The sequence below is a fragment of the Streptomyces sp. NPDC054866 genome (assembly GCF_053610745.1).
Map to the genome: position 1 here is coordinate 730,442 of NZ_JBSGZA010000001.1, position 23,050 is coordinate 753,491.

General features: G+C 72.1%; 21 protein-coding genes. 14 read left to right on the forward strand and 7 right to left on the reverse strand.

From position 1 onward, the window contains the following. Window positions 1-66: 66 nt before the first annotated feature. Entirely contained in the window at window positions 67-1,524 is a 1,458-nt protein-coding gene (locus tag ACWGI2_RS03110; RefSeq protein WP_453693439.1) for a phosphatase PAP2 family protein, read from the reverse strand. A gap of 160 nt (window positions 1,525-1,684) precedes the next feature. Here ACWGI2_RS03110 and ACWGI2_RS03115 point away from each other — a divergent pair, with 160 nt between their 5' ends. Genes ACWGI2_RS03115 through ACWGI2_RS03125 form a run of 3 tightly spaced genes read left to right on the forward strand, consistent with a single transcriptional unit; the run spans window position 1,685 to window position 4,983 of the window. After that, window positions 1,685-3,304 (forward strand): ABC-F family ATP-binding cassette domain-containing protein, encoded by a 1,620-nt coding sequence (locus tag ACWGI2_RS03115; protein WP_160508317.1) that lies wholly within the window; start codon window positions 1,685-1,687, stop codon window positions 3,302-3,304. Window positions 3,305-3,336: 32 nt separating this feature from the next. Next, on the forward strand, window positions 3,337-3,948 hold the full coding sequence (locus ACWGI2_RS03120; RefSeq protein WP_453693441.1) for a TIGR03086 family metal-binding protein: 612 nt from the start codon (window positions 3,337-3,339) through the stop codon (window positions 3,946-3,948). Window positions 3,949-3,993: 45 nt separating this feature from the next. Further along, a complete protein-coding gene (locus ACWGI2_RS03125; RefSeq protein ID WP_453693443.1) occupies window positions 3,994-4,983 on the forward strand; it encodes an AraC family transcriptional regulator in 990 nt (329 codons plus the stop codon). A 280-nt stretch (window positions 4,984-5,263) separates the two neighbouring features. Here the strand turns inward: ACWGI2_RS03125 and ACWGI2_RS03130 are convergent, their stop codons facing one another. Then, window positions 5,264-5,635, reverse strand: coding sequence for a CBS domain-containing protein (locus tag ACWGI2_RS03130; RefSeq protein WP_160508321.1), 372 nt, complete (start codon window positions 5,633-5,635; stop codon window positions 5,264-5,266). A 137-nt stretch (window positions 5,636-5,772) separates the two neighbouring features. On the opposite strand from ACWGI2_RS03130, the gene ACWGI2_RS03135 reads away from it, so the two are divergent. Both ACWGI2_RS03135 and ACWGI2_RS03140 read left to right on the forward strand, forming a co-directional pair. Further along, complete coding sequence (locus tag ACWGI2_RS03135; protein ID WP_453394394.1) at window positions 5,773-5,922, forward strand: hypothetical protein; 150 nt, start codon at window positions 5,773-5,775, stop codon at window positions 5,920-5,922. A gap of 249 nt (window positions 5,923-6,171) precedes the next feature. Then, the gene (locus ACWGI2_RS03140; protein ID WP_453394395.1) at window positions 6,172-6,969 is read left to right on the forward strand and encodes an RNA polymerase sigma factor SigF; all 798 of its coding nucleotides are present in this window, start codon (window positions 6,172-6,174) and stop codon (window positions 6,967-6,969) included. 18 nt (window positions 6,970-6,987) lie between these two features. Here the strand turns inward: ACWGI2_RS03140 and ACWGI2_RS03145 are convergent, their stop codons facing one another. Then, complete coding sequence (locus ACWGI2_RS03145) at window positions 6,988-8,151, reverse strand: PAS domain-containing protein (RefSeq protein ID WP_453693446.1); 1,164 nt, start codon at window positions 8,149-8,151, stop codon at window positions 6,988-6,990. An 85-nt stretch (window positions 8,152-8,236) separates the two neighbouring features. On the opposite strand from ACWGI2_RS03145, the gene ACWGI2_RS03150 reads away from it, so the two are divergent. The 3 genes from ACWGI2_RS03150 to ACWGI2_RS03160 all read left to right on the forward strand — a co-directional run bounded on the left by ACWGI2_RS03150 (window position 8,237) and on the right by ACWGI2_RS03160 (window position 11,955). Continuing rightward, complete coding sequence (locus tag ACWGI2_RS03150) at window positions 8,237-8,959, forward strand: ANTAR domain-containing response regulator (protein ID WP_453693448.1); 723 nt, start codon at window positions 8,237-8,239, stop codon at window positions 8,957-8,959. A 369-nt stretch (window positions 8,960-9,328) separates the two neighbouring features. Then, a complete protein-coding gene (locus ACWGI2_RS03155) occupies window positions 9,329-10,576 on the forward strand; it encodes an aminotransferase class I/II-fold pyridoxal phosphate-dependent enzyme (protein WP_453693450.1) in 1,248 nt (415 codons plus the stop codon). 383 nt (window positions 10,577-10,959) lie between these two features. Then, window positions 10,960-11,955, forward strand: a complete 996-nt coding sequence (locus ACWGI2_RS03160; RefSeq protein ID WP_453693452.1) for an MBL fold metallo-hydrolase — start codon at window positions 10,960-10,962, stop codon at window positions 11,953-11,955. Window positions 11,956-12,021: 66 nt separating this feature from the next. Here the strand turns inward: ACWGI2_RS03160 and ACWGI2_RS03165 are convergent, their stop codons facing one another. Continuing rightward, on the reverse strand, window positions 12,022-12,636 hold the full coding sequence (locus tag ACWGI2_RS03165; RefSeq protein ID WP_453394911.1) for a DedA family protein: 615 nt from the start codon (window positions 12,634-12,636) through the stop codon (window positions 12,022-12,024). Next, complete coding sequence (locus ACWGI2_RS03170; protein WP_453693454.1) at window positions 12,636-13,424, reverse strand: MBL fold metallo-hydrolase; 789 nt, start codon at window positions 13,422-13,424, stop codon at window positions 12,636-12,638. The genes ACWGI2_RS03165 and ACWGI2_RS03170 overlap by 1 nt, the downstream gene beginning before the upstream one ends. A gap of 84 nt (window positions 13,425-13,508) precedes the next feature. On the opposite strand from ACWGI2_RS03170, the gene ACWGI2_RS03175 reads away from it, so the two are divergent. From ACWGI2_RS03175 to ACWGI2_RS03185, 3 genes are all read left to right on the forward strand, one after another. After that, window positions 13,509-13,931, forward strand: coding sequence for a hypothetical protein (locus ACWGI2_RS03175; protein WP_453394401.1), 423 nt, complete (start codon window positions 13,509-13,511; stop codon window positions 13,929-13,931). Between the two features lie 78 nt (window positions 13,932-14,009). Beyond that, window positions 14,010-16,175: a phage holin family protein gene (locus ACWGI2_RS03180; protein WP_453693456.1), complete on the forward strand. Its 2,166-nt coding sequence runs from the start codon at window positions 14,010-14,012 to the stop codon at window positions 16,173-16,175. An 84-nt stretch (window positions 16,176-16,259) separates the two neighbouring features. Next, complete coding sequence (locus tag ACWGI2_RS03185; RefSeq protein ID WP_453693458.1) at window positions 16,260-17,660, forward strand: amino acid permease; 1,401 nt, start codon at window positions 16,260-16,262, stop codon at window positions 17,658-17,660. A 10-nt stretch (window positions 17,661-17,670) separates the two neighbouring features. Here the strand turns inward: ACWGI2_RS03185 and ACWGI2_RS03190 are convergent, their stop codons facing one another. After that, complete coding sequence (locus ACWGI2_RS03190) at window positions 17,671-19,305, reverse strand: DUF6345 domain-containing protein (protein ID WP_453693460.1); 1,635 nt, start codon at window positions 19,303-19,305, stop codon at window positions 17,671-17,673. Between the two features lie 125 nt (window positions 19,306-19,430). Then, complete coding sequence (locus tag ACWGI2_RS03195) at window positions 19,431-19,664, reverse strand: hypothetical protein (protein WP_453693462.1); 234 nt, start codon at window positions 19,662-19,664, stop codon at window positions 19,431-19,433. A 114-nt stretch (window positions 19,665-19,778) separates the two neighbouring features. On the opposite strand from ACWGI2_RS03195, the gene ACWGI2_RS03200 reads away from it, so the two are divergent. The 3 genes from ACWGI2_RS03200 (at window position 19,779) to dnaK (ending at window position 22,984) form a co-directional block, all read left to right on the forward strand. Next, window positions 19,779-20,369: a TetR family transcriptional regulator gene (locus ACWGI2_RS03200; RefSeq protein ID WP_453693464.1), complete on the forward strand. Its 591-nt coding sequence runs from the start codon at window positions 19,779-19,781 to the stop codon at window positions 20,367-20,369. 163 nt (window positions 20,370-20,532) lie between these two features. Further along, entirely contained in the window at window positions 20,533-20,958 is a 426-nt protein-coding gene (locus tag ACWGI2_RS03205; protein WP_344528536.1) for an OsmC family peroxiredoxin, read from the forward strand. A gap of 151 nt (window positions 20,959-21,109) precedes the next feature. Further along, on the forward strand, window positions 21,110-22,984 hold the full coding sequence (dnaK, locus tag ACWGI2_RS03210; RefSeq protein WP_453693466.1) for a molecular chaperone DnaK: 1,875 nt from the start codon (window positions 21,110-21,112) through the stop codon (window positions 22,982-22,984). Window positions 22,985-23,050 lie beyond the last annotated feature (66 nt).

The window sequence follows — 23,050 nt, forward strand, 5'->3', positions numbered from 1 at the left end:
CTCGCTGCGGCGGATCGAACGGTACGCCGCCATGTCGAATAATGAGACCCGCATATCACTATGTGGTCAGCGGCTCGGCGGGAGCGGCCGGTACACGGTCAGCGCCTCGGGCAGCTTGTCGATGAGCAACTCGCCCTGAGCGACGGTCACTTCACCGTCGTACGCCACCACGGTCCCCGGCTCCAGAGCGTCCACCCGCAGCCGGGGAAGCCGCACCGCGGCCTGCGCCGGCGAGCGCATCAGCGGACCCGCGAGCGCCGCCGCGAGCAGCCGCGAGCCGGGCCTGCGGCCGCCGTGCACGATGCGTACGTCGAGCAGTCCGTCGGCCAGGTCGAGCCTGCGGCCGGGGGTGAACCCGAGCCGGTGGTAGGTGCAGTTGCCCGCGAAGAGCAGCCACAACGCCCGTTGCCTGCCCCGGAATTCGGCGCTCAGTGGCTGCCGGTCGGAGCGCAGCAGTCGGACCGCGGCCAGGACCGCGGCGGCCCGGCCGCCGATGCGGTGGGCCCAGCGGTCGCGCAGCCGCACGAGCTCGGGGTAGACGCCGAGGCTGAAGGTGTTGAGGAAGTACCCCTGCGGACCGCTCTCGGAGCTGAAGCGCCCGACGTCCACGGCGACCGCGTCACCCGCCTCGACGGCCCGGCAGAGGTCGCGCGGCTCCTCGACCCCGATGTCGTACGCGAAGTGGTTGAGCGTGCCGCCCGGAAGTACCGCGAGCGGCATCCGGTGGCGCAGGGCGACGGCGACCGCGGCGTTGGCGGTGCCGTCCCCGCCGCACACGCCGAGCACCCGTGCCCGTCCGGCGGCCTTCTCCAACTCCGCGTCCAGGTCCCCCGGTTCGCACTCCACGACCTCGGCGAGCGGCAGGGCCTCGAGCAGCGCCTCCGTACGTCCGGGGGTGCGGGCGGCGGAGTTGACCACCAGGACCAGACCCTTGCCGCCGGGCAGGGCGGGGGCGTCGACGCGCGGCCTGCCCGGCGGCGGCAGCAGGTTCCGGGTCGGCACCATGCCGCGCACGGCGAAGGCCGCGCCCGCGCCGAGCGCGGCCCCCGCGAGGACGTCGCTCGGGAAGTGCACACCGGTGTAGACGCGGGACAGCGCGACGGCGCCCGCGACCGGCGCGACGCCCGCACCCCAGCCACGCGACTCAAGGGCGACCCCGGTGGCGAACGCGGCGGCCGAAGCGGAGTGCCCCGAGGGGAAGGACGTGGTGATCGGCTGCCGCTTCAGCTGCCTCATCAGCGGCACCCCGTCGAGCAGCGGCCTTGCCCGGCGCACCGAGCGCTTGCCGAGGGTGTTGATGGTGGCGGAGGCCAGCGAGAGCGACGCGGTCCCGCGCAACGCGGCACGCCGCGCGCGCGGCGTACGGGTCGCCGCGATCCCGGCGGCCACGCCGAACCACAGAAGACCGTGGTTCGCGCTGCGGCTCAGCCGGGGCAGGAGGCGGTCGGCGCCCGGCCAGTGCCGGGTGGCGACGGCGTTGAAGGTCTGATGGTCCAGGGCGATGAGGCGCGTTCGCAGAGGCATGGGGCGCGGGTACCCCGCAGGGCGGTTTCCTCTCCCCTGCCTGTCCCGGCTGAAACGGAAGGGCCGATCCCGCCCGAAACGGAAGGGTCGACCCCCGGCTGAAACGGAAGGGCCGAAACGCATTTGCAGCAATGCGCACCTCCCACGGAGAATCCCCCGCATGGGACATCTGGAAGCCGCGCACATCGAGTACTACCTGCCGGACGGCCGAGCCCTGCTCGGTGATGTCTCCTTCCGTGTCGGCGAGGGCGCCATCGTCGCCCTCGTCGGGGCGAACGGCGCGGGCAAGACCACTTTGCTCCGCCTGATCTCGGGCGAGATCCAGCCCCACGGCGGCACCGTCACCGTCAGCGGAGGCCTCGGCGTCATGCCGCAGTTCGTGGGCTCTGTGCGCGACGAGACGACCGTGCGCGACCTGCTCGTCTCCGTATCGAACGCCCGTATCCGCGAGACCGCGAAGGCCGTGGACGTCGCCGAGCACCTGATCATGACCGTCGACGACGAGGCCGCCCAGCTCCAGTACGCCCAAGCCCTCTCGGACTGGGCCGAGGCGCACGGCTACGAGGCCGAGACGCTCTGGGACATGTGCACCACGGCCGCGCTCGGCATCCCGTACGACAAGGCGCAGTTCCGCGAGGTCCGCACGCTCTCCGGCGGCGAGCAGAAGCGCCTCGTGCTCGAAGCCCTGCTGCGCGGCGGCGACGAGGTGCTGCTCCTGGACGAGCCGGACAACTACCTCGACGTACCGGGCAAGCGCTGGCTGGAGGAGCGGCTCAAGGAGACGCGCAAGACCGTCCTCTTCGTGTCGCACGACCGCGAGCTCCTCGCCCGCGCCGCCGAGAAGATCGTCAGCGTCGAGCCGGGGCCCGCGGGCGCCGACGCCTGGGTGCACGGCGGCGGCTTCGCCACCTTCCACGAGGCGCGGCGCGAGCGGTTCGCGCGCTTCGAGGAGCTGCGCAGGCGCTGGGACGAGAAGCACGCCCAGCTGAAGAAGCTGGTGCTCAGCCTGCGGCAGGCAGCGTCGATCAGCCACGAGCTCGCCTCGCGGTACGCCGCCGCGCAGACCAGGCTGCGCAAGTTCGAGGAGGCGGGGCCGCCGCCCGAGCCGCCCCGCGAGCAGGACATCACCATGCGGCTACAGGGCGGGCGGACCGGCATCCGGGCCATCACCTGCAAGGACCTCGAACTGACCGGCCTGATGAAACCCTTCGACCTGGAGGTCTTCTACGGCGAGCGGGTCGCCGTCCTCGGCTCGAACGGCTCGGGCAAGTCGCACTTCCTGCGCCTCCTCGCCGGCGGCGACGTCGCGCACACCGGCGACTGGAAGCTCGGCGCGCGCGTCGTGGCGGGCCACTTCGCGCAGACCCACGCCCACCCGGAGCTCTTCGGCCGCACGCTCCTTGACATCCTGTGGCGCGAGCACGCCCAGGCCAAGGGCCCCGCGATGTCGCGCCTGCGCCGTTACGAACTCACCGGGCAGGCCGAGCAGCGCTTCGAGCGGCTCTCGGGCGGCCAGCAGGCGCGCTTCCAGATCCTGCTCCTGGAGCTTGAGGGCTCCACCGCCCTGCTGCTCGACGAGCCCACCGACAACCTCGACCTGGAATCGGCGGAGGCGCTCCAGGAAGGCCTTGAGGCATACGAGGGAACGGTCCTCGCCGTGACCCACGACCGCTGGTTCGCCCGCTCCTTCGACCGCTATCTCGTCTTCGGCAGCGACGGTCTCGTACGCGAGACGCCCGAGCCGGTCTGGGACGAGCGCCGGGTGGAGCGGAAGCGGTAGCGCCTCCTGGCTCCAGGAGGACAATGGCGGGTATGGCAGACACGACTGGCACAGCGGGCCCGTCCGATCCGGCGGGCCACCCGCTCCTCGCCCGGCACGCGGCCGCCCTCGACCTGTTCACCGACCGGGTGCACGCGGTCGGTGCCGATCAATGGGACGCGCCTACGCCGTGCACCGACTGGTCCGTGCACGACCTCGTCAACCACCTCACCACCGAGCAGCTCTGGGTGCCCTCGCTGGTCCGTGACGGCGCCACCATCGAATCCGTCGGCGACGCCTTCGACGGCGACATGCTCGGACCCGACCCGGTCGCCTCCTGGGACACGGCGGCCGCCGCGTCCCGCGAGGCGTTCCGCGAGCCGGGCGCCCTCGACCGCACGGTCCACCTCTCCTTCGGCGAGACCGCCGCGGACTTCTACTGCGGGCAGATGATCAGCGACCTCGTCGTGCACGCCTGGGACCTCTCCCGGGCCATCGGCGCGGACGAAAAGCTTCCGGACGACCTCGTCGCCTTTTCCGTACGGGAAATCACGCCGTACGCTGCCGACTTGGCGAAGACCGGGCTCTTTGCCCCCGCGGTGGAACCGCCGCGGGGCGCCGATGTGCAGACGAAGCTGCTGAGTCTGCTGGGGCGCAGGGTGTAGCCGCGGGGGAGCGCGAGTGATGGCGGGGGAGCGGGTGAGTCACGCGTGAGTGCTGAAGCACTGAGGACGACCTTCAGGACCGCGGACGTGGACGAGGCACGGCAGATGATCGGTGCCACGTTCTACAGCAACTTCATGGATGTCCTCGACGGACCGCGCCCCTTCAGCGCCGAGTTCGACATCGGGCAGCTCGGCGCGCTCACCGTCGGCGAGCTCAGCTGCGGCGCCGATGTGCGGATGCGGCTCGGCGAACTCGGCGCGTACCACGTGAACATACTGCTCGGCGGGCACATGCACTTCCGGCAGGGCGACGGCGCGGGCACCGTCGCGACGGCGGAGCGCGCCGGGGTGTTCCAGCCCGTCGGCGACACGGTGGTGGAGCGGTGGACCGGCGACTGCCGGATCCTGGCGGTGAAGATGGACCGCGAGGCGCTCGACCGGCGCCTCGAGCAGCTGCTCGGGCGGCCCGTCCGCGCCCCGCTGTCGCTCGGCCCCGAACTGGACACCACCCGTGGCCCCGGCCGCAGTTGGGCCCGTCTTGTCACCACGGTCATCGAGGATCTGCGCGAGGAGCCGGGCGCGCCGTACGGCCAGGCGTCGCTGTATACGCCCCTGATCGCCGCGCCCCTCCAGGAGGCGATACTGAACGGGCTGCTGCTCGCCGCCGAGCACCCCTTCCGTGACGAACTCGCCGCTCCGGCCCAGAAGTTGCGCCCGGCGCCCGTGAAGCGCGCGATGGACGCCGTCCAGGAGCGGCCCGAGCATCCGTTCACGCCGGCCGGGCTCGCGGCCGAGGCGAGGGTCGGGGTGCGCTGGCTCCAGGAGGCGTTCCGCCGCTATGTGGGCATGTCGCCCATGGCGTACGTACGGGACGTGCGGCTGACCCGCGTGCGGGACGAGCTGCGGGCCGCGGAGCCCGGCGCGCTCAGCGTGAGCGAGGTGGCGCACCGGTGGGGCTTCGGTCATCTGGGGAGGTTCGCCGAGCAATACCACGCCAGGTTCGGGGAGTTGCCGTCCCAGACGCTGCGGAGCTGAGGCCGAAGCCGACCGGGCCCTCGCTCGCCGCCCCCTGCGTTATCCGGACAGTGGCCGCGCTCAGCGGATCGTGACCGCGGGGCGGCTGATTTATCGTTTCACCTGTCACCGGCTGGGCCGGTCGCTGCCCACGGGTCCATAACCCGCCCCAGGGGCACGACCGTGACGGACCTCCGGGGACGATCCGGCCCGGCCCCAGGCCGGGCCGGGCCCGTGCCGCGGGTCCGGTCGCTCCCCCCGCACCACCGTGCAACCGGACCCGCTCCCTCAGGGTCGGGTCTCAGGCCGAGGCGGCGAGATCCGTGAGGGTCACCATCCCCACCGGCTGTCCGTCCTCGACGACGGGCAGCCTGCGGACGGCGTTCTCGAGCATCAGGCTGACCGCCGACGCCACCGCGTCGTCCGGAGCGACCATCACCGGATTCGGGGTGCAGATGGCCTGCGCGCTGACGGTGAGGGGATCGGCGCCGTCGGCGACGGCCCGCAGGGTGATGTCCCGGTCGGTGAGCACCCCGACGACCCGGCCGGCCGTGGCCACCAGGACGTGACCGATGTCCTGCGCGCGCATCAGCTGCGCCGCTTCCACCAACGAGGCATCGGGACCGACCGCCACGACGCCCGGTGTCATGACGTCCCTTACGACGACAGCCATGGTGGGGCCCTTCCTGTGGGGGGTGAGTCGTTCCGCCGCAGTACCCCTGTGGGGGCGGTCCATGCGGGTTTGCCCGGAAGAAGTGGGGAGACCCGGCCCGTGCACCCCCCACGGGCGGTACCGGGAGGGAAGGAGTCATGGCTGTTCTCGCTGTGTTCATCCCGGTGGTGATGCTGGGAGTGATCCTGGCACTCGGCCGGTACGAGGAGTGGATGCTGCCGTCCGTCGCGCGCCCCAAGCACGCCGCGAACGCCGACGAGGCGGAAGCCGTACGCCGCGCCACATGAAGGCGGCAGGGCGGCGCCCACTCCCGCGGGTGCCGCCCCCCCCGGTAGCGGGCGGGTTCCGCCCCCCCCCGTAGCGCACATGTGTTTGCCTCCCGGGCCTCGGGGCAGGCGGAGTTCATAGTGCTTCGGACCGGAGGCACGTCCGTGGGAGCAGCTTGCGCTCGCCCCGGGTGTGCCCCGACGTGATGCCGCGTGCAGCCCACGGTGACTCTTCAACCCAAGGCACCGACAAGGGAGTTGCGACGCATCATGCGATCCGACGCGCGACAGACGAAGCGCCATCCGCACGACGACGCCCCCGACACCGCAGCCGCTTTCCGCAGGCTCACCGAGATGCCGCACGGTCCCGAACGCGACGCACTGCGCCAGGAGTTGGTCAAGGCTTGGCTGCCGATGGCCGAGCGGCTCGCGGGCCGGTTCCGTAACCGTGGCGAAGCCCTTGACGACTTGCGCCAGGTGGCGGCCCTCGGCCTCGTCAAGGCCGTCGACCGTTACGACCCCGAGCGTGGCAGCGCCTTCGAGAGCTATGCGGTGCCGACCGTCACCGGCGAGATCAAGCGTCACTTCCGTGACCACATGTGGACCCTCCATGTGCCGCGCCGTGTGCAGGACTTGCGCAACCGGGTGCGGTTCGCCCGCCAGGACCTGGCCCAGACGGTCCCCGGGCGTGCGCCGACTCTCGCCGAGATCGCCGAGAAGGCGCAGCTCTCCGAGGAGGACGCGGCGGCCGGGCTCGAAGCGCTCGACAGCTTCACCGCGCTCTCCCTGGACGCCGAACTGCCGGGCAGCGAGGACGGATACGCGCTGCGCGACGCACTCGGCGCGGCCGACCCCGCGCTCGACGTCGTCATCGACCGCGAGGCCGTCAAGCCCCGCATCGCAGCGCTGCCCGAGCGGGAGCGCGACATCCTCTACATGCGGTTCTTCGGCGACATGACGCAGAGCCGCATCGCCGAGCAGCTCGGCATCTCGCAGATGCACGTCTCGCGCCTGATCAGCCGCTGCTGCGACCGCCTGCGCGAAGAGGTCATGCAGGACGCCGCTTAGGTCTGTTCGGGTGTCCCGTCAGTTCTGTTCGGATGTCCCGCGGCCCGCGCGGCGGGTCATGGCCAGCGCGATGTGGCGCGACATCACGTCGACCGTCTGTGCCTCGGCCATCGAGAAGGCGAGCCGCGCCCCGCTCCTGAACAGCGTCAGGACACCCTCCACCGGCCCGTCCGAGCGTCCCCTCAGCGGCACGCACAGCAGGGAGTTCACCTGCGCGCGTACGAGGACGGGGGCGCCGGACGCGTCCCGGCCGAAGGAGTCCGGGTCCTCCGGACGCACCTGCAGCATGGGCGCCCCGCCGCGTGCCGCCTCGACCACGAGGGGGCACGCGGCGGGCGCCTGCGCGAGGACGTCGCCCACCGGTGCGTCCTTCGGCCCCAGGACGGTCGTCCGCCGCTGCCGAGCCGCCCCCTCGTCGGTAATCACCCAGTCCGCGAACCGCGGGTGCAGGACACCGGCCGCGCGTTCGAGCACGGCCGCGCGGTCACCAGCGGGGGCGGTGAGCAGGGCGGTGGTCATGGCGTCCGCGAGGTCCATGCGGGCCGCGTGCCGGGTCGCCTCGCCGAGATCGGGGGCGGGCGGCTGGAAGGTCTCCTGAGCCGATTCCGATACGTGTGAGCCCGCGGGCCGAGTCCCCGGCTGGAGCACCACCAGGACCGCCGTGCGCGGCTCGGCGCCGGGCCGCAGGGCGGTGAGCGTCGCGCGGACCGGGAGCCGCGGATCGCGCTGGAGATGGACGGTGAGGCTGCGGTCGCCCTCGCCACGTGCGACCGCAGCGGTCTGCGAGCGGAACGCGGCCCGGTCCGCGTGCAGCAGGAGTCCGGTCAGCGGTCTGCCGGTGGCGTAGCCCGCGCGTACGCCCGTGAAGCCGGTCGCGGTGAAGTTCATCCGCCGGACCACCGACTCCCGGTCGACCAGGGCCACGGGCAGGGGGAGGCGTTGGAAGATGGCCCGCAGCAGCCGCTGCTCTTCCCGGTCGGGCGCGCCGCCGCCCAAGTGGCCGTCGGCGGCGAGCCGTTCGTAGAGCGGCCTCAACTGTTCGGCGACATGGTCGAGTTCGAAGATCGCCGCGTCGAGAACCCTGCCGAGGTCGCCCGCCGGAACGGCGCGCGCCGACTTCAACTCGGCGACGCGGCGCACGAAATCCGCAATCTCTTCACCGAACTCCTCCGTTTGCGCCATGTGCCGAACGTATCCGCTGCGGCCGTTTTCCGGGGGAACTCGCGGGAAGGCGGAGGGAAGGAGAGGTAAGGAGGAGGAAACCACCATGCCCCTCACAGCGGAACCGGACCTCGACCTCGCGGGACCCGAATCGGCGCTGCCCGGGCGCAGGCTCTCGGAACTGGCGGAACAGGCCGTGCGCTGCACCACCGCGTGCTGCGGCGCGGGCACGACCGTCTCGGACGGCGGCGGTGAACATCCCGCCTCGGTGACCCACCCCGACCTCGCCGGTCTCGTCTCCGTCCAGCTGCGCTCGGGCGACGGGCCCATACCGGCGGCGCAGGAGCGGGGTGCGCCGGTGGAGACCGGTGACCTTCTGCGGGACGAACGGTGGCCCGCGTACCGCGCCATGGCGCTCGACACCGGCGTACGCTCCAGCGTCACGCTGCCCTTCCAGCGCGCGGGGCTCACGGTCACCCTGACCCTGTTCAGCTTCCGCCCCGGCGCCCTCGACGACGTCCGGCACGGCCCCGCCCGGGCGCTGGGCGACCTCGCCACGACGGGCCTGGTCCGCGACCGCCGCTACCGCGCGGCGCTCGCCGAACTGGACCACCTCGGCACGGCCCTGCGCACCCGCCCCGTGGTCGACCAGGCCTGCGGCATCGTCATGCACGTCCTGACCTGCGACGTGGACAAGGCCTTCACGGTGCTGCGCCGCGTCTCCCAGACCACGAACCGCAAGCTGGCCGATGTCGCGTCCGCGGTGGTGGAGACGAAGGGGAAGGGGCTGGAGCGGGAGCTGGCGGGGCTGGCGGCTGCCGAAGACTGACCGGCCTGCTCGGGCATGGGTGGATCCGGGTCCCGGAAGGGTGGATCCGGGGGCCGGCGGGGCGGGAGACCGGCGGGGCGGAGACCGGCAGGGTGGATCCGGAGACCGGCGGGGCGGATCCGGGAACGGCAGGTCGGGTCCGAGACCCGCGGGGTGGATCCGGAGACCGGCGGGGCGGATCCGGGAACGGCAGGTCGGGTCCGAGACCCGCGGGGCGGATCCGGAGACCGGCAGGGCAGAGATCGGCAGGGTGGATCCGGAGACCGGCAGGGCGGATCCGGGAACGGCAGGGCGGCGGGTCCGGGGGAGGAACCACTCGGCCGGAGGCTCCCGCGCGCGCGGAGCCGCCCGTCACGCTTCGATTGACGCATGCGGACGGAACCCGAAGGCCGTGGCCCTGTCCGGTACGGACCTCCCCTGCCGGAGCCAGGCCTCCCGGTCCTGCCCGAGCTGTCCGCCGTGCTCGCCGGTGCCGCGGGCGGCGCGCACGCCGAACCCCCCGGCGGCAGCCCCGCACTCCTGGATGCCGCGAGCGGCTACTGGGCCCGGCGCGGCCTCCCGGTGGAGCGGGACCAGGTCGTCGCCGCGCCCGGCGCCGCGTCCCTGCTGCTCGCGCTGACCGCCGCCCTCGGTGGCGGCGACGTCCTGCTGCCGCGGCCCTGTCCCGCCTGGTGGGCGCCGCAGGTGCGGTTGCTCGGCCGGTCGGTGTACCACGTGCCGACGCCCGCCGAGTGCGGTGGCGTCCCCGATCCCTACGCCCTCATGGAGACCGTCCGCCGTATCCGTGCCGAGGGCGGCACCCCGCGCCTCCTCGTGCTCTCCGTCGCCGACGACCCGACCGCCACCGTGCCGCCGCCGGAAGTGCTCCACGAAGCCGTGGAGGCGGCAGCGGACGAGGGGCTGCACATCGTCGGTGACGAGACCTGGCGCGACACCCTGCATCGCCCGCACGACACGGTCCTGGTCAGTCCGGCCGAGATGGACCCGGGACGGGTGACGGTCCTGACCGATCTCTCCGGATCGTTCCTGCCGCCGGGCTGGCCCGCGGCGGCCGCCCGTTTTCCGGCCGATGCGCGGGGCTCGGCGCTGCGGGCCCGCACCCTTGACGCCCTCACCGCGCTCGGGGCGTGTGTCGCGGCGCCGGTCGCGGCGGCGGCGTCGTACGCGCTGGGTGAGCCGGACGAGGTGACCGACCGCCTTGCCCGCGCGACCCGCCTGCACGCGCGCGTGGCCGCCGCCGTGCAGCGGGCGGTGCTCGCCGCGGGTGCGCTGGCCCGGCCCCCGGCGGCGGGCCGTCACCTCTACGTGGACCTCGGCCCGCTGCGCCCCGCCCTCGCCGCGCGCGGAGTCGGCGACTCGCAGGACCTGGAGGACTTCCTGGGCGAACGCCTCGGGATGCCCGCGCCGGGCGGCCACCGCTTCGGCGACGAGCTGGGAGCACTACACGTACGTCTGTCCACCGGGCCTCTACTGGGCTCGACCCGGCAGGAACGCCTGGCGGCTCTCGCCGCACCGGACGCGCTGGAACTACCGCACGTGGAACGGGCGTTGAGCAAGCTTGGATCGGCCTTCGACGACCTCAGCGCAGCATCACAGCGCATGGAGCCTCCCCGGTGAAGCAAGAGACGCAACCGCAGCAGCCCGGCCACACGCCCCAGCCCACCCAGGCGAAGCAGCCACAGCAAACGCCCCGCCCCGCCGAGCGGCAACGGGGGCAGCGGCAGGCGCAGGGTTCGGGGGTGGCTGCGGACGCGGGGTCCGCGGACACCGGGTCCGTGTATGTCGGATCCGCGGCCTCCGGCGCGGCGGGCTCAGTGGCCTTGGGGCCCGGTGTTGGGGATGTCCGTGAGGTCGGGGCTTCCGGGCGGCGAGGGGTGCGGCAGGCGCAGGGCGCGGAGGCATCCGTGGACGCGGGATCCGTGCGCCCTGTGGCCTTGGAGCCCGGTGTTGGGGGTGTCCGTGGTGCCGGGGTGCCCGGCCGTGGTGGACTGTTTGCCCGGGTGGCCTCAGGTCCCGCCACCTCCATCCCCCTCGACCCGCCGGCGCCCCGGCTCTGGCCGAAGTCGTTCGTCGATCGGCTCACCGCGCCCTTGCCCGGGCTTCGGGACTTCGCGCGGTTTGCTCGTGAAGGTGCCCTGCGGCCCACTCCCGAGGGCCTCGCCGACATTCAGCGGCTGCCCTTCGAGCCGGGGCCCTTGCCGCGCGTGGACCACCGCACCGTCGCCGTCACCTGGGTCGGGCACGCCAGTTGGGTCGTGCGGATCGGTGGGCTCACGGTCCTCACCGATCCCGTCTGGTCCCGCAAGATCCTCGGCACCCCGGCCCGCGTCACACCTCCCGGAGTCGCCTGGAGCGCGCTGCCGCGTGTCGACGCGGTCGTCATCAGCCACAACCACTACGACCACCTGGACGCCCCGACCCTCGCCCGACTCCCCAGGGACACACCGGTGTTCGTACCCGCAGGGCTCGGCCGGTGGTTCACGCGCCGCCGGTTCACCAGGGTCACCGAGCTCGACTGGTGGGAGGCAGCCGAACTCGCGGGGGTGCGCCTCGACTTCGTGCCCGCACACCACTGGTCCAAGCGGAGCCTGATCGACACCTGCCGGACGCTGTGGGGCGGGTGGATCCTCACCGACCGCGACGGGCAGCGCGTCTACTTCGCGGGCGACACGGGCTACGGCCACTGGTTCGAGCGGATCGGCGCCCGCTATCCCGGCATCGACCTCGCCCTCCTCCCGATCGGCGCCTACCACCCGCGGTGGTGGCTCAGCGATGTCCACTGCGATCCGGAGGAGGCGGTGCGGGCGGCGGCCGACGTCGGGGCGCGCCGCCTCGCCCCGATGCACTGGGGCACGTTCCTGCTGTCCGGCGAGCCCGTGCTCGAACCGCTGACCCGGGTGCGGGGCGCCTGGGAGGCGGCAGGGATGGCTCGGGAGGACCTGTGGGACCTGCCGGTCGGTTCGTCCCGCGTACTCGCCAGGGGTCCGCGCTCCTAGGCCTTGATCCGCGCCGTGGCTTGTCGCGCAGTTCCCCGCGCCCCTTACGGGGCGCTGCCGAGCCGCTCAGGACGCCGTACGCCGGACCTTGCGCCACACCGTCGGCGCCACGCTGATCAGCACCGTGAGACCGACCGCCACCACCACGCCCTCCCACGGCTCCTTGAAGAGGGAGCCGCCGAGGATGCCGATCAGCTGGTACGTCACGGCCCAGGCGAGGCACGCAGGCACGTCGCCGCGGGCGAACTCGCGCAGCGGCATCTTTGCCATGAGGCACGCCAGCATCACCGGAATCCGTCCGGCGGGGACGAGACGGGAGAGCACGAGGACCAGGACCCCGTGGTCCGCGAGCTTGGCCTGCGCCTGCGCGAGACGGTCCTCGGGAGCGCGGTCACGGATCGCCGCGAGCCAGCGCGAGCCGTTCTTCGAGCGCATGCCCCGCCGCCCGAGCCAGTACAGCGCCATGTCCCCGAGGAACGCGGCGAACGCCGAGACCCCGAACACCACCAGCAGCGCGAAGGGCGCCGATTGGTGCACCGCCACCACGGCGGCCGAGCTGACCAGCGCCCCCGTCGGCACCACCGGCACCAGCGCGCCGAGCACGATGAGCAGGAACAGCGACGGATAGCCGACCGCCTGCTGCGTCGACTCCGGCGGCACCTGGGCCGCTGCGGCGAGGATCACTGAGGCTCTCCCTTGGTGACCTCGGGCCGCACGCTCTCGCCGTGCCCCAGGCGGTGCACCGCCACCTCGGGCGCGAGCAGCGCGGCCTGGCGCACGAACTCCTCGCCCGGCGTGTGGAATTCATGCGGTCGCACGGCGTCCATGCCGTACGGCCAGTACGTCCCGTAATGCACCGGCACCGCACTGCGCGGCGCGATTCTGGCGAGGGCGACCGCCGCGCGGCCCGCGTCGAGATGACCATGGCCGAGATACGGCCCCCAGCCGCCGACCGGAAGCAGCGCCACGTCGACGTCCCCGACCTCTTCGGCCATCGAGTCGAAAAGACCGGTGTCCCCGGCGAAGTACGTCCGTGCCTCGCCCCGCACCACGAAGCCGAGAGCGGGCGCGGCGTGCGGGCCCACGGGCAACCGCCGCCCGTCGTGCCGCGCCGTCACCACCCGTACGACGAGCTCGCCGATCCGCACCTCGTCGCCCGGAACGACGTCGATGAGACGCAGATGGGAGAGCCTGCGCGCGAGCCCCGGCACCTGCCTGCGGGCGCCGCGCGGCAGCAGCACGCGCGTGCCGGGGGCGATCCGTGCGAGGGACGGCAGATGCAGATGGTCGGCGTGCAGATGGGAGAGGAGCACGGCGTCGGCGACGGCCGCCTCGGGAGGCGGGAGCGCGCCTCTGCGCCGGCGCAGATGGGCGAGGCGGCGGGCGAACAGCGGGTCGGTGAGCACCCGGAGCCCGGAGTCCTCGACCGTGCAGGTGGCATGACCCCACCAGGTGATCTCCACCGGCACTCCGGTTCCTCCTTCGCGCGACTGTTTACGAGCCTACGGCCAGGAGTAGGGTCTTCGGCTGACGCCAGAGGTGAGGGGGACGCGATGGGAGACACCGCGAGCGTGACAGTGCTGCGGGTCGCGGCGATCGCGAGCCTGACACCGCTGGAGGAGCTGGACGCCGATCCCTTCCTGGTGGACTCCCGCAGCCAGCACGCGATGTGCGCGCGATGGGCCGCCGCCAGGGGGTACGTCGTCACCCGGGAACTCGTCGTCCGCGGGCTGCCCGCCGATCACGCCGTGCTCTGGGCCGACGTGGACGAGGGCCTCGTGGACCTCTTCGTCGTGCCGAGCCGCCGGGTCCTCGACCGCGCGCTGCGCTCGCCGGACGAGTTCACCGCGGAGTGCGGGCGGCGCGGGGTGCGGATCGAGACGGCGGGCCTCGCGGAACCGTCGTACGACGCGGTGATGAAGGCCCATGTCCACCGGCGGCTCTCCATGCCGACCGCGGGGTACGACGGCCGCTGACCCTTCCCCGCCCGCCGACCTTTTCACCCTGTGACACGCTGGTGTCCTGATCTGTCATGAAACGTGAGGCGGCACGGCGTGGGGCGAGGGCGATGGCGGGCGGTCGGCAGTGCTCTGTGGAGATCCGTCGCCGTGTGGCTGGTCAGTACGCTCACCATGCTCGCGCTCGCCGGGATCCTGCCCGACTTCCAGTTGCAGTCCGACGACGGTGACAGCGCCACCCGCATCGCCGTCACGGCCGCCCTGGGCGCCGGAGCCTTCGGCCTGCTCTCCTCGCTGGTGTGGCCCCTGCTCGTGCGGGCTCTGCTGCTCGTGCCCGCGCTCGTGCTCGGACTTCTCGCCTTCTTCCTCAACGGGTCGCTGCTCCTGCTCGCCCTCGGGCTGATTCCGGACGGCCGCGGTGAGGCCAACGCCGAGACCGCGGTCGTCGTGGCCGCCGTCATGTCCGCCGTCGCCTCCGCCACCGGCGGCGCCCTCGCCGTCCGCGACGACGACGCCTACCGCCGCCGCCTCTACCGCCTCGCCGACCGCAGGCGCCGCCGCCGCTCCGAAGGCAGGGTCGGCCCCGTCCCGCCCGGCACCGTCTTCATCCAGCTCGACGGCGTCGGCCACGACGTCCTGCGCACCGCCGTGGACAAGGGCCTCATGCCGACTGTCGCGGGCTGGCTCGGTCACGGGGGCGAGCCCAGCCATCGCCTCACGCCCTGGCGCACCGACTGGTCGAGCCAGACCGGGGCGAGCCAGCTCGGCATCCTGCACGGCTCCAACCACGATGTCCCCGCCTTCCGTTGGTACGAGAAGGACACCGGGGAGGTCATGGTCTCCAACCGGCCCGCGTCAGCCGTCGAGCTCCAGCGCCGCGCCATCGAGCGCACCGGCGACGGCGGCCTCCTCACCCTCGACGGCGCCAGCCGCGGCAACCTCTTCAGCGGCGGCGCCGAGCAGGTCGCCCTCGTCCTCTCCATGGCCGCACGCCGCGGCAAGGAGAACCGCTCGCGCGCCGGGTACTTCGCCTACTTCTCCGACCCCGCCAACGCCGTACGCACCGCCCTGTCCTTCGTCGCCGAAGTCGGCCGCGAGATCGGCGAGTCGACCCGCGCCCGGCTCAAGAAGCGCCGTCCGCGCGTCGGCCGTGGCGGGCTCTACCCCTTCATCCGCGCCTTCGCGACCGTCGTCGAGCGCGATGTCGTCGTCGCCGCTGTCATCGGGGACATGCTCGCCGGGCGCAGCGCGGTCTACGCCGACCTCGTCGCGTACGACGAAGTGGCCCACCACTCGGGGCCCGTCGGCAGCGACGTGGAGAAGGTGCTCCAGCGGCTCGACCGGTCCCTCGCGCTGATCACGAAGGTCGCCGAACACGCCCCCCGCGCCTACCGCATCGTGGTCCTCTCCGACCACGGCCAGAGCCCCGGCGAGACCTTCCGCGCCCGCTACGGCCTCACCCTCGGCGACCTCGTCAGGGCCGGCTGCGGCCTGCCCGTGCCGCGCAAGGCGCAGCGCACGCACAGCGGTGCCGAGGCCCGCTCGACGGTCCGCGCCGCGCTGCGCCGCCCCGTCGAGGAGGGCGCGGGCGAACACCGCCCCGCCCGCCGCGCGGAGCCCGTCGTCCTCGCGTCCGGCAACCTCGGCCTCGTCTCCTTCCCCGACGTCCCGCACCGCATGACCCGCGAGGAGATCGACCTGCGCCATCCGGCGCTCCTGCCCACCCTCGCCAACCACCCGGGCATCGGCTTCCTCCTCGTACGCAGCTCGGAGCGCGGCCCGGTCGTCCTCGGCGCGCGCGGCGGCGAGGTGTACCTCGACGAAGAAGACGCAGAAGACGCAGAACCCGGCGACCTCGGACCGCTCGCCGACTTCGGGCCCGGCGCCGCCGACGCCGTGCGCCGCACGGACGGCTTCCCGCACGTCGCCGACATCATGGTCAACTCCTGGTACGACCCCCAGGACGGCGAAGTCCTCGCCTTCGAGGAGCAGATCGGCTCGCACGGCGGACTCGGCGGCGCCCAGGCCCAGCCGTTCCTCCTTTCGCCCCTCGCGCTGTCCGCGCCGCTCGACGACGGGCAGGAACTCGTCGGCGCCGAGCAGGTCCACGAGGTCCTTCGGCGCTGGCTCGGTGAGTATCTGGGGCCCGAGATTCCGCTGGTCGGAGGGGTTGCCGCGGCTGTGGACGATTCCCGGCACCGCGGCCCGGAGGGCACAGCTTTTGCGGTCGCCGACCCTGCCGCGCAGGACAAAACACACTGATTTTGCGCGGCCCGCGCCGTGCCCGACCATGTCTCTCGCCCCGGCGATCCCGGGCGTCTTCGGCACGATGAGAGGCACCACCCCATGCACGACACCGGAACCGCGATCCAGCCGGCTCCGGCCCCCGACCAGGAAGAACAGCCGACAGAGCGGCACGAGGACGGCGGCAGCAAGCACGCCCGCCGCTTCGGCCTTCCCATCGCCACCTGCCTCGTCATGGGCAACATCATCGGCGGCGGCATCTTCCTGCTCCCGGCCTCCGTCGCCCCCTTCGGGACCATCAGCCTCGTCGCGTTCGGCGTCCTGACCGCGGGCGCCATCGCCCTCGCCCTGGTCTTCGGCCGGCTCGCGCAGCGCGATCCGCGCACCGGCGGACCGTACGTCTACGCCCGCGCCGCGTTCGGCGACTTCGCCGGCTTCCTCGCGGCCTGGTCCTACTGGGCCACCGCCTGGGTGTCGAACGCCGCGCTCGCCGTCGCCGCCGTCGGCTACCTGGACGTCCTGATACCGGTCAACGACCACAGGTGGACCGCCTGCCTGGCCGCCCTGGCCCTGCAACTCCTGCCCGCGCTCGCGAACTTCGCGGGCACCCGCTACGTCGGCGCGGTCCAGGTCGTCGCCACCGTCCTGAAGTTCGTGCCCCTGCTCCTGGTCGCGGTCGGCGGGCTCTTCTTCTTCGACAGCGCCAACCTCGGCCCCTTCCAGGCGAGCGACGACAGCCCGGCCGGCGCGATCTCCGCCTCCGCCGCGATCCTGCTCTTCTCCTACCTGGGCGTGGAATCGGCGGCCGTCAGCGCCGGTGAGGTGCGCGACCCGCGGCGCAACGTCGGGCGCGCCACCATCCTCGGCACCCTCGGCGCCGCCCTCGTCTATCTGCTCGGCACCCTCGCCGTCTTCGGCACCGTCGCCCACGACAAGCTCGTCGGCTCCACCGCGCCCTTCTCGGACGCCGTCAACGTCATGTTCGGCGGTTCCTGGGGCGGTACGGCGGTGGCGCTCGCGGCGGTCGTCTCGATCCTCGGCGCCCTGAACGGCTGGACCCTGCTGAGCGCCCAGACGCCGTACGCCGCCGCCAAGGACGGGCTCTTCCCCGCGGCCTTCGGCAAGAAGAAGCGCGGCGTGCCGACCGTGGGCGTCCTGGTCACCGTCGTCCTGGCCTCGCTGCTCACCGTCTACAACTACACGGCGGGATCGAGCGGCGTCTTCGAGTCCCTCGTCCTGATCACCACGTTCACCGCGACCGTGCCCTACCTCCTGGCCACCGTCGCGCAGATCTACTTCCTCGTCTCCGGGCAGGGCGAGCGCGTCAACCGTGCCCGCCTGGTGCGGGACGGCGTCCTCGCGGGCATCGCGTTCGGATTCTCCATGTGGCTGGTCGCCGGGTCCGGGTACGCGGCCGTCTACCAGGGCGTCCTGTTCCTCTTCGCGGGCGTGCTCGTCTACGCGTGGATGGCGGCCCGCAAGGAGCGGACCGCCACCCACTGATGGTTCCGTACTACCTGGCCAGCGGCGCGACCACCCAGCGGCGGGTGGTGAACATGCCGTCGGACGGGCCGATCTCGATCAGCTTGCGGGCGGCCGGGTAGGCCTCGTTGCCCTCGATCTCATAGCCGACGTCGAACGTGCCCGGCACGTCCCTGACCTCGGGCTCCCGCTGCGCCGCGGCACCCTGGCCGCCCGGCTCGTCGGCCGTGACGGCGGCGAGCTCGGCGAGCAGCTTCCGCTGGGCCGCGGCGAGAGCCTCGCGCGGGTCGCGTGCCCGCGGCGCGGCGGCCGCGGCCGTGCCGCCCTGGGGCGGCGGCGCGATGTCGGTGCTCGGCTCGCGCGTCGTGCCGGTGGTCTCGCGCGTGGAGATCTGCGCCTGGACGACGGTCGCGTCGTTGTCCAGGGCCACGCGGATGAGACCGCGGTCGGGCGTGATGACGGGGATGCCGTCGAAGACCTGCCGGAACGTCACATGGGTTTCGAGCGACACCGGCTCGCCCAGCTCGGAGCCGTCCTTCGCCCCGGAGTTCTGCATCAGGTCGTGCACGCTGTCCACGACGAGCTCGGCTCCGTCGGCGTGCTGCGCGGCGAACTCGTGCGCCGCCTGGACCGCCCGCTCCGTGGGCAGCTGCCGTAGGTTGCGGTGGTTGGCCTCGGCGAGCTTGACCCACCGGATGGCGTGCGGAGCCGTGGAGACGGTCCGGTCACCGGAGGTGGCGCTGAGCACGCCCTGCCGCTCGACCTGCACCTCTTGCAGCGCCGCCGACGGGAAGTCGGCGATGCGGCCCATCTTGGTGAGCTCCTGACTCGGGTCGCGCGGCGCGAGCTGCACGATCTGCGGGCTGGCCGGCGCCTGCGTCAGCGGCTCCCTGAGGCTCTCGCGCGCGTTGTACCAGCGCCACGCGTACCAGTTGTCCGCCACGTGCTCGCGGTACAGGGTTCGCTCGCCGTTGAGCCGGGCGTTGGCATCGGCCTGGTTGACGCCGACCGCACAGACCGACGGCGCCTGGCCCTTGTAGATGTCCCAGCTCGCGTTCAGCCACGCGTCGGTGAACGTCTGCCCGGCCCGCCACTTCTCCCAGAACTTCTTGCCGTAGTCCGGGCTGTCGATGCTGACCGTCTCGAACCCGAAGATCATGCGGAAGCCGATGTTGGGCCCCGCCCAGGTGCGGATCGGGGAGTGCCCGCCGAGGACCCGCAGCGAGGTGCAGGTGGACCAGAAGACGTAGTTGGCCTTCTCGTTGCCGAGCGCCATCCGGTTCGAGATCGCGTCGCTGCGGCCGTCCCAGACCGCGCCGAGCGGCGCGAAGAAGACGCCGTTGCCGTCCATGCCGCCGTGGCCCGAGTGGTAGACGGCGACCACCGCGTCCATGCCGTAGCGGTCCTGCCAGTTGTCGTACGTCTCCTCGTACGCCCAGACCTGCGCCCCGCCGTCCGCGAACCAGAAGTTGCGGTCGTAGAACTGCTGGAGGTACGCCAGCCACCCGGAGGCGTCGGCGTGCGTGTGGAAGAGAGGTGACTGGTTGACGAACTTCTGGATGCTGAAGGCACCCCACCAGCCAAACGTCGAGTCACGGTCACCGGCGGCTCCGGGCTTCGCGCCTTCCAGCGGAGACGGACCGCGTTCCGAGTAGTTCATGCGCATGGCCAAACCCCCTGAGTGGACTCCTCGTCCCGTGGGCGAGGGGGCCTCAAAGTGTCACCGCAGACGCGCCTTGCACAGTTGGCATTTCGGCCATAGCGACCGCGCACCGGGACTGCCGTGCCGCCTCAGGAACCCCGGCTCTCGCTGCTGAGGAGCCTGCCGCGGATCTTCTGCAGCCGTGGCATCAGGACGTACACGACCGTGAGGACCACGGCCGCGCTGAGGAGCAGAGTCTGGACGACCATGGGCAGTTTCGCCAGCCAGGAATGGAAGAGCAGTTCCAGGATGGTGAGGGTCGGGAAGACCGAGAGCCAGATCATCAGGGCCATGTGGTGACGGGGCGGGGGTGCGGTCTGCATGGGGGGTTCCTTCCGGGAATCCGGGAATCTCCAACCAACTGTTTGGAGATTGGTGCCGGAAAGCTAACACGCGGCAGGGTCATCTCCAAACAACTGGTTGGGTATGCTGGCCCCATGGCCTGGGACACCGCACGCACCCGTCAGGCGCTGCTCGACGCCGCCGTGGACGAATTCTCCGAGCACGGCTTCGACGGCGCCCGCATCGACCGCGTCGGGAAGCGGGCGGGCGTCAACAAGGAGCGGATCTACCAGTACTTCGGCAACAAGGAGAAGCTCTTCGGGCATGTCCTGGAGGCCGAGCTCGACCGCATCGCCACCGCCATCCCGGTCACCGTCGAGCAGGCCGCCGACCTCGGCGACTACGCGGGCCGGCTGTACGACTACCACCGTTCACGCCCCCAGTTCATCCGGCTCCTGCACTGGGAGGGCCTGCGCGACACCGGCGCCCCCGCACTCAAGGAGCCCGAGCGCGCCGCCACCTACGGGTCCAGGGTCGAGGCGCTCGCCCAGGCCCAGCGTGACGGCACCCTGGACCCGGACCTCGATCCCAAGGCGCTGTTCTACGCCGTACTCGCCCTTGGGGCCTGGTGGTTCAGCGTGCCCCAGGCGGTCAGGATGATCTTCGGCGGAGAGCAACGCCCGGAGACGGAGCGGGACGCGCTGATCGGACTCGTGCGCCGCCTTGCGGGCCAGGGTGACGGCTGACCCGCAACCCCCCATGGAGCGCGACCCCTTGGGGCGCCCGGTGGTCGCCCGTCGTTCACCGCCCGTGAGCCGGTCTTCCGCGTGCCTCGACTCAGGGTGTGATCGGATGGGAGCACGGACGTTCCGCGACGCATCACGGAACCGCACTGAAGGGATCTACATCGTGGCTACCACGCGCTCCGCGCACACGGTCTGGGAAGGCAACCTGCTGGAGGGCTCCGGCACGGTCACCTTCGACTCCTCCGGGATCGGGGAGCAGGCCGTGTCCTGGCCGTCCCGCGCCGAGCAGGCCAACGGCAAGACCAGCCCGGAAGAGCTGATCGCCGCCGCGCACTCCAGCTGCTTCTCCATGGCCTTCTCGAACGGCCTCGACAAGGCGGGCACCCCGCCGACCCGCCTGGTCACGTCGGCCGACGTGACGTTCCAGCCGGGCACCGGCATCACCGGCATCCACCTCACCGTCGAGGGCACGGTGCCGGGCATGGACGAGGCCGCGTTCCTCGCCGCCGCCGAGGACGCCAAGGTCAACTGCCCGGTGAGCCAGGCGCTGAAGGCCACGCCGATCACGCTGACGGCGAAGCTGGCCTGACGTACGGCTTTCCGGCCATTTTCTGACGGTGCCGCCGTCCCGTACGGGACGGCGGCACCGTCATAGGCGGCATTGACAACGGGCCGCTCAAGTTTTGTGATGGAGGTCGAAGTACGCCGGGAAACGGGCTCGCGGTGGAAGGGGACTGGACATGGCACGTGCAGTCGGGATCGACCTCGGTACGACGAACTCGGTGGTGGCCGTCCTGGAGGGCGGTGATCCCACGGTCGTCGCCAACGCGGAGGGAGCGCGCACCACACCTTCGGTCATCGCCTTCGCGAAGAACGGCGACGTACTCGTCGGAGAGGTCGCCAAGCGGCAGGCGGTCACCAATGTGGAGCGCACCGCGCGCTCCGTCAAACGCCATATGGGTGACGGGAGTTGGCGCTTCCCCGAGGGCGGGTCGGTGGACGGCACCCGCTACACCGCGCAGGAACTGTCCGCCCGCGTCCTGCAGAAGCTCAAGCGTGACGCCGAGTCCTATCTGGGCGAGGACGTCACGGACGCGGTCGTCACCGTCCCCGCGTACTTCGACGACACACAGCGCCAGGCCACCAAAGAGGCCGGCGAGATCGCGGGCCTGAACGTGCTCCGCATCATCAACGAACCCACCGCCGCGGCCCTCGCGTACGGCCTGGACAAGGGCGACGACCAGACGGTCCTCGTCTTCGACCTCGGCGGCGGCACCTTCGACGTCTCGCTCCTGGAGATGGGCGACGGCGTCATCGAGGTGAAGGCCACCAACGGCGACACGCAGTTGGGCGGCGACGACTGGGACCAGCGCATCGTCGAGTACCTGGTGAGGCAGTTCAAGAACGCCCACGGCGTGGACCTCGGCAAGGACAAGATGGCCCTGCAACGGCTGCGGGAGGGCGCCGAGAAGGCGAAGATCGAGCTGTCGTCGTCGAGCGAGACGGACATCAACCTGCCGTACGTCACGGCGTCGGCGGACGGCCCCCTGCACCTGGCGGAGAAACTGACCCGCGCTCAGTTCCAGGAGCTGACGGCGGACCTGCTCGAGCGCTGCCGCAGCCCCTTCCACCAGGCGGTGAAGGACGCGGGCGTGAAGCTCTCGGCCGTCGACCACGTGATCCTGGTGGGCGGTTCGACCCGGATGCCCGCGGTGACGGAACTGGTCAAGGAACTCACCGGCAGTGAGCCGCACAAGGGCGTCAACCCCGACGAGGTGGTGGCGCTCGGCGCGGCGCTCCAGGCCGGGGTGATCAGGGGTGACGTGAAGGACGTCCTGCTCCTGGACGTGACGCCGCTGTCCCTCGGGATCGAGACCAAGGGCGGCATCATGACCAAGCTCATCGAACGCAACACCACCATTCCCACCCGGCGTTCGGAGACCTTCTCCACCGCCGAGGACAACCAGCCGTCGGTCGGCATCCAGGTCTTCCAGGGGGAGCGGGAGATCGCGGCGTACAACAAGAAACTGGGCGTCTTCGACCTGACGGGGCTGCCCCCGGCGCCGCGTGGGGTGCCCAAGATCGAGGTCACCTTCGACATCGACGCCAACGGAATCATGCACGTGTCCGCCAAGGACGAGGCGACCGGGCGCGAGCAGCGCATGACGGTCACGGGCGGCTCCGCACTGCCCAAGGACGACATCAACCGCATGGTGCGCGAGGCCGAGGAGCACGCGGAGGAGGACCGCAAACGACGCGACGCCGCCGAGACCCGCAACCAGGCGGAGCAGCTCGTGTACCAGACGGAGCGGTTCGTGCGGGAGAACGAGGAGCGGGTCCCTGCGGAAACCCGGGCCGAAGTGGAGGCGGCGACAGCGGAGTTGAAGGACCTCCTGAAGAACAGGGCCGACGACACGGCGGCCCTGCGCGTGGGCGCGGAGAAGCTGGCCACCGTCAGCCAGCGGATGGGGCAGGCCATGTACGCGGGTTCTGGCGAGGGCGCCCAGGAGCAGGGGGCTTCGGCTTCGGGGGCCTCTGCCGAGGAGGGCGTGGTCGACGCGGAGATCGTGGACGACGAGAAGCCGGGGGAGCAGGAGAAGCGGGCCGGGGAGTAGCGCACCGTCGATCACCGGCTTCGCCGAGTTCGTCCTCAAACGCCGGACGGGCTGTCATCAGCCCGT

What these genes read in the sequence shown, in the direction of transcription:
- ACWGI2_RS03115 (WP_160508317.1), top strand. Translation starts at nt 1,685, where the DNA reads ATGGGACATCTGGAAGCCGCGCACATCGAGTACTACCTGCCGGACGGC.
- ACWGI2_RS03150 (WP_453693448.1), top strand. Translation starts at nt 8,237, where the DNA reads ATGCCCCTCACAGCGGAACCGGACCTCGACCTCGCGGGACCCGAATCG.
- ACWGI2_RS03110 (WP_453693439.1), bottom strand. Translation starts at nt 1,524, where the DNA reads ATGCCTCTGCGAACGCGCCTCATCGCCCTGGACCATCAGACCTTCAAC.
- ACWGI2_RS03175 (WP_453394401.1), top strand. Translation starts at nt 13,509, where the DNA reads ATGGGAGACACCGCGAGCGTGACAGTGCTGCGGGTCGCGGCGATCGCG.
- ACWGI2_RS03185 (WP_453693458.1), top strand. Translation starts at nt 16,260, where the DNA reads ATGCACGACACCGGAACCGCGATCCAGCCGGCTCCGGCCCCCGACCAG.
- ACWGI2_RS03190 (WP_453693460.1), bottom strand. Translation starts at nt 19,305, where the DNA reads ATGCGCATGAACTACTCGGAACGCGGTCCGTCTCCGCTGGAAGGCGCG.
- ACWGI2_RS03130 (WP_160508321.1), bottom strand. Translation starts at nt 5,635, where the DNA reads ATGGCTGTCGTCGTAAGGGACGTCATGACACCGGGCGTCGTGGCGGTC.
- ACWGI2_RS03135 (WP_453394394.1), top strand. Translation starts at nt 5,773, where the DNA reads ATGGCTGTTCTCGCTGTGTTCATCCCGGTGGTGATGCTGGGAGTGATC.
- ACWGI2_RS03200 (WP_453693464.1), top strand. Translation starts at nt 19,779, where the DNA reads ATGGCCTGGGACACCGCACGCACCCGTCAGGCGCTGCTCGACGCCGCC.
- ACWGI2_RS03120 (WP_453693441.1), top strand. Translation starts at nt 3,337, where the DNA reads ATGGCAGACACGACTGGCACAGCGGGCCCGTCCGATCCGGCGGGCCAC.
- ACWGI2_RS03155 (WP_453693450.1), top strand. Translation starts at nt 9,329, where the DNA reads ATGCGGACGGAACCCGAAGGCCGTGGCCCTGTCCGGTACGGACCTCCC.
- ACWGI2_RS03195 (WP_453693462.1), bottom strand. Translation starts at nt 19,664, where the DNA reads ATGCAGACCGCACCCCCGCCCCGTCACCACATGGCCCTGATGATCTGG.
- dnaK (WP_453693466.1), top strand. Translation starts at nt 21,110, where the DNA reads ATGGCACGTGCAGTCGGGATCGACCTCGGTACGACGAACTCGGTGGTG.
- ACWGI2_RS03140 (WP_453394395.1), top strand. Translation starts at nt 6,172, where the DNA reads ATGCGATCCGACGCGCGACAGACGAAGCGCCATCCGCACGACGACGCC.
- ACWGI2_RS03145 (WP_453693446.1), bottom strand. Translation starts at nt 8,151, where the DNA reads ATGGCGCAAACGGAGGAGTTCGGTGAAGAGATTGCGGATTTCGTGCGC.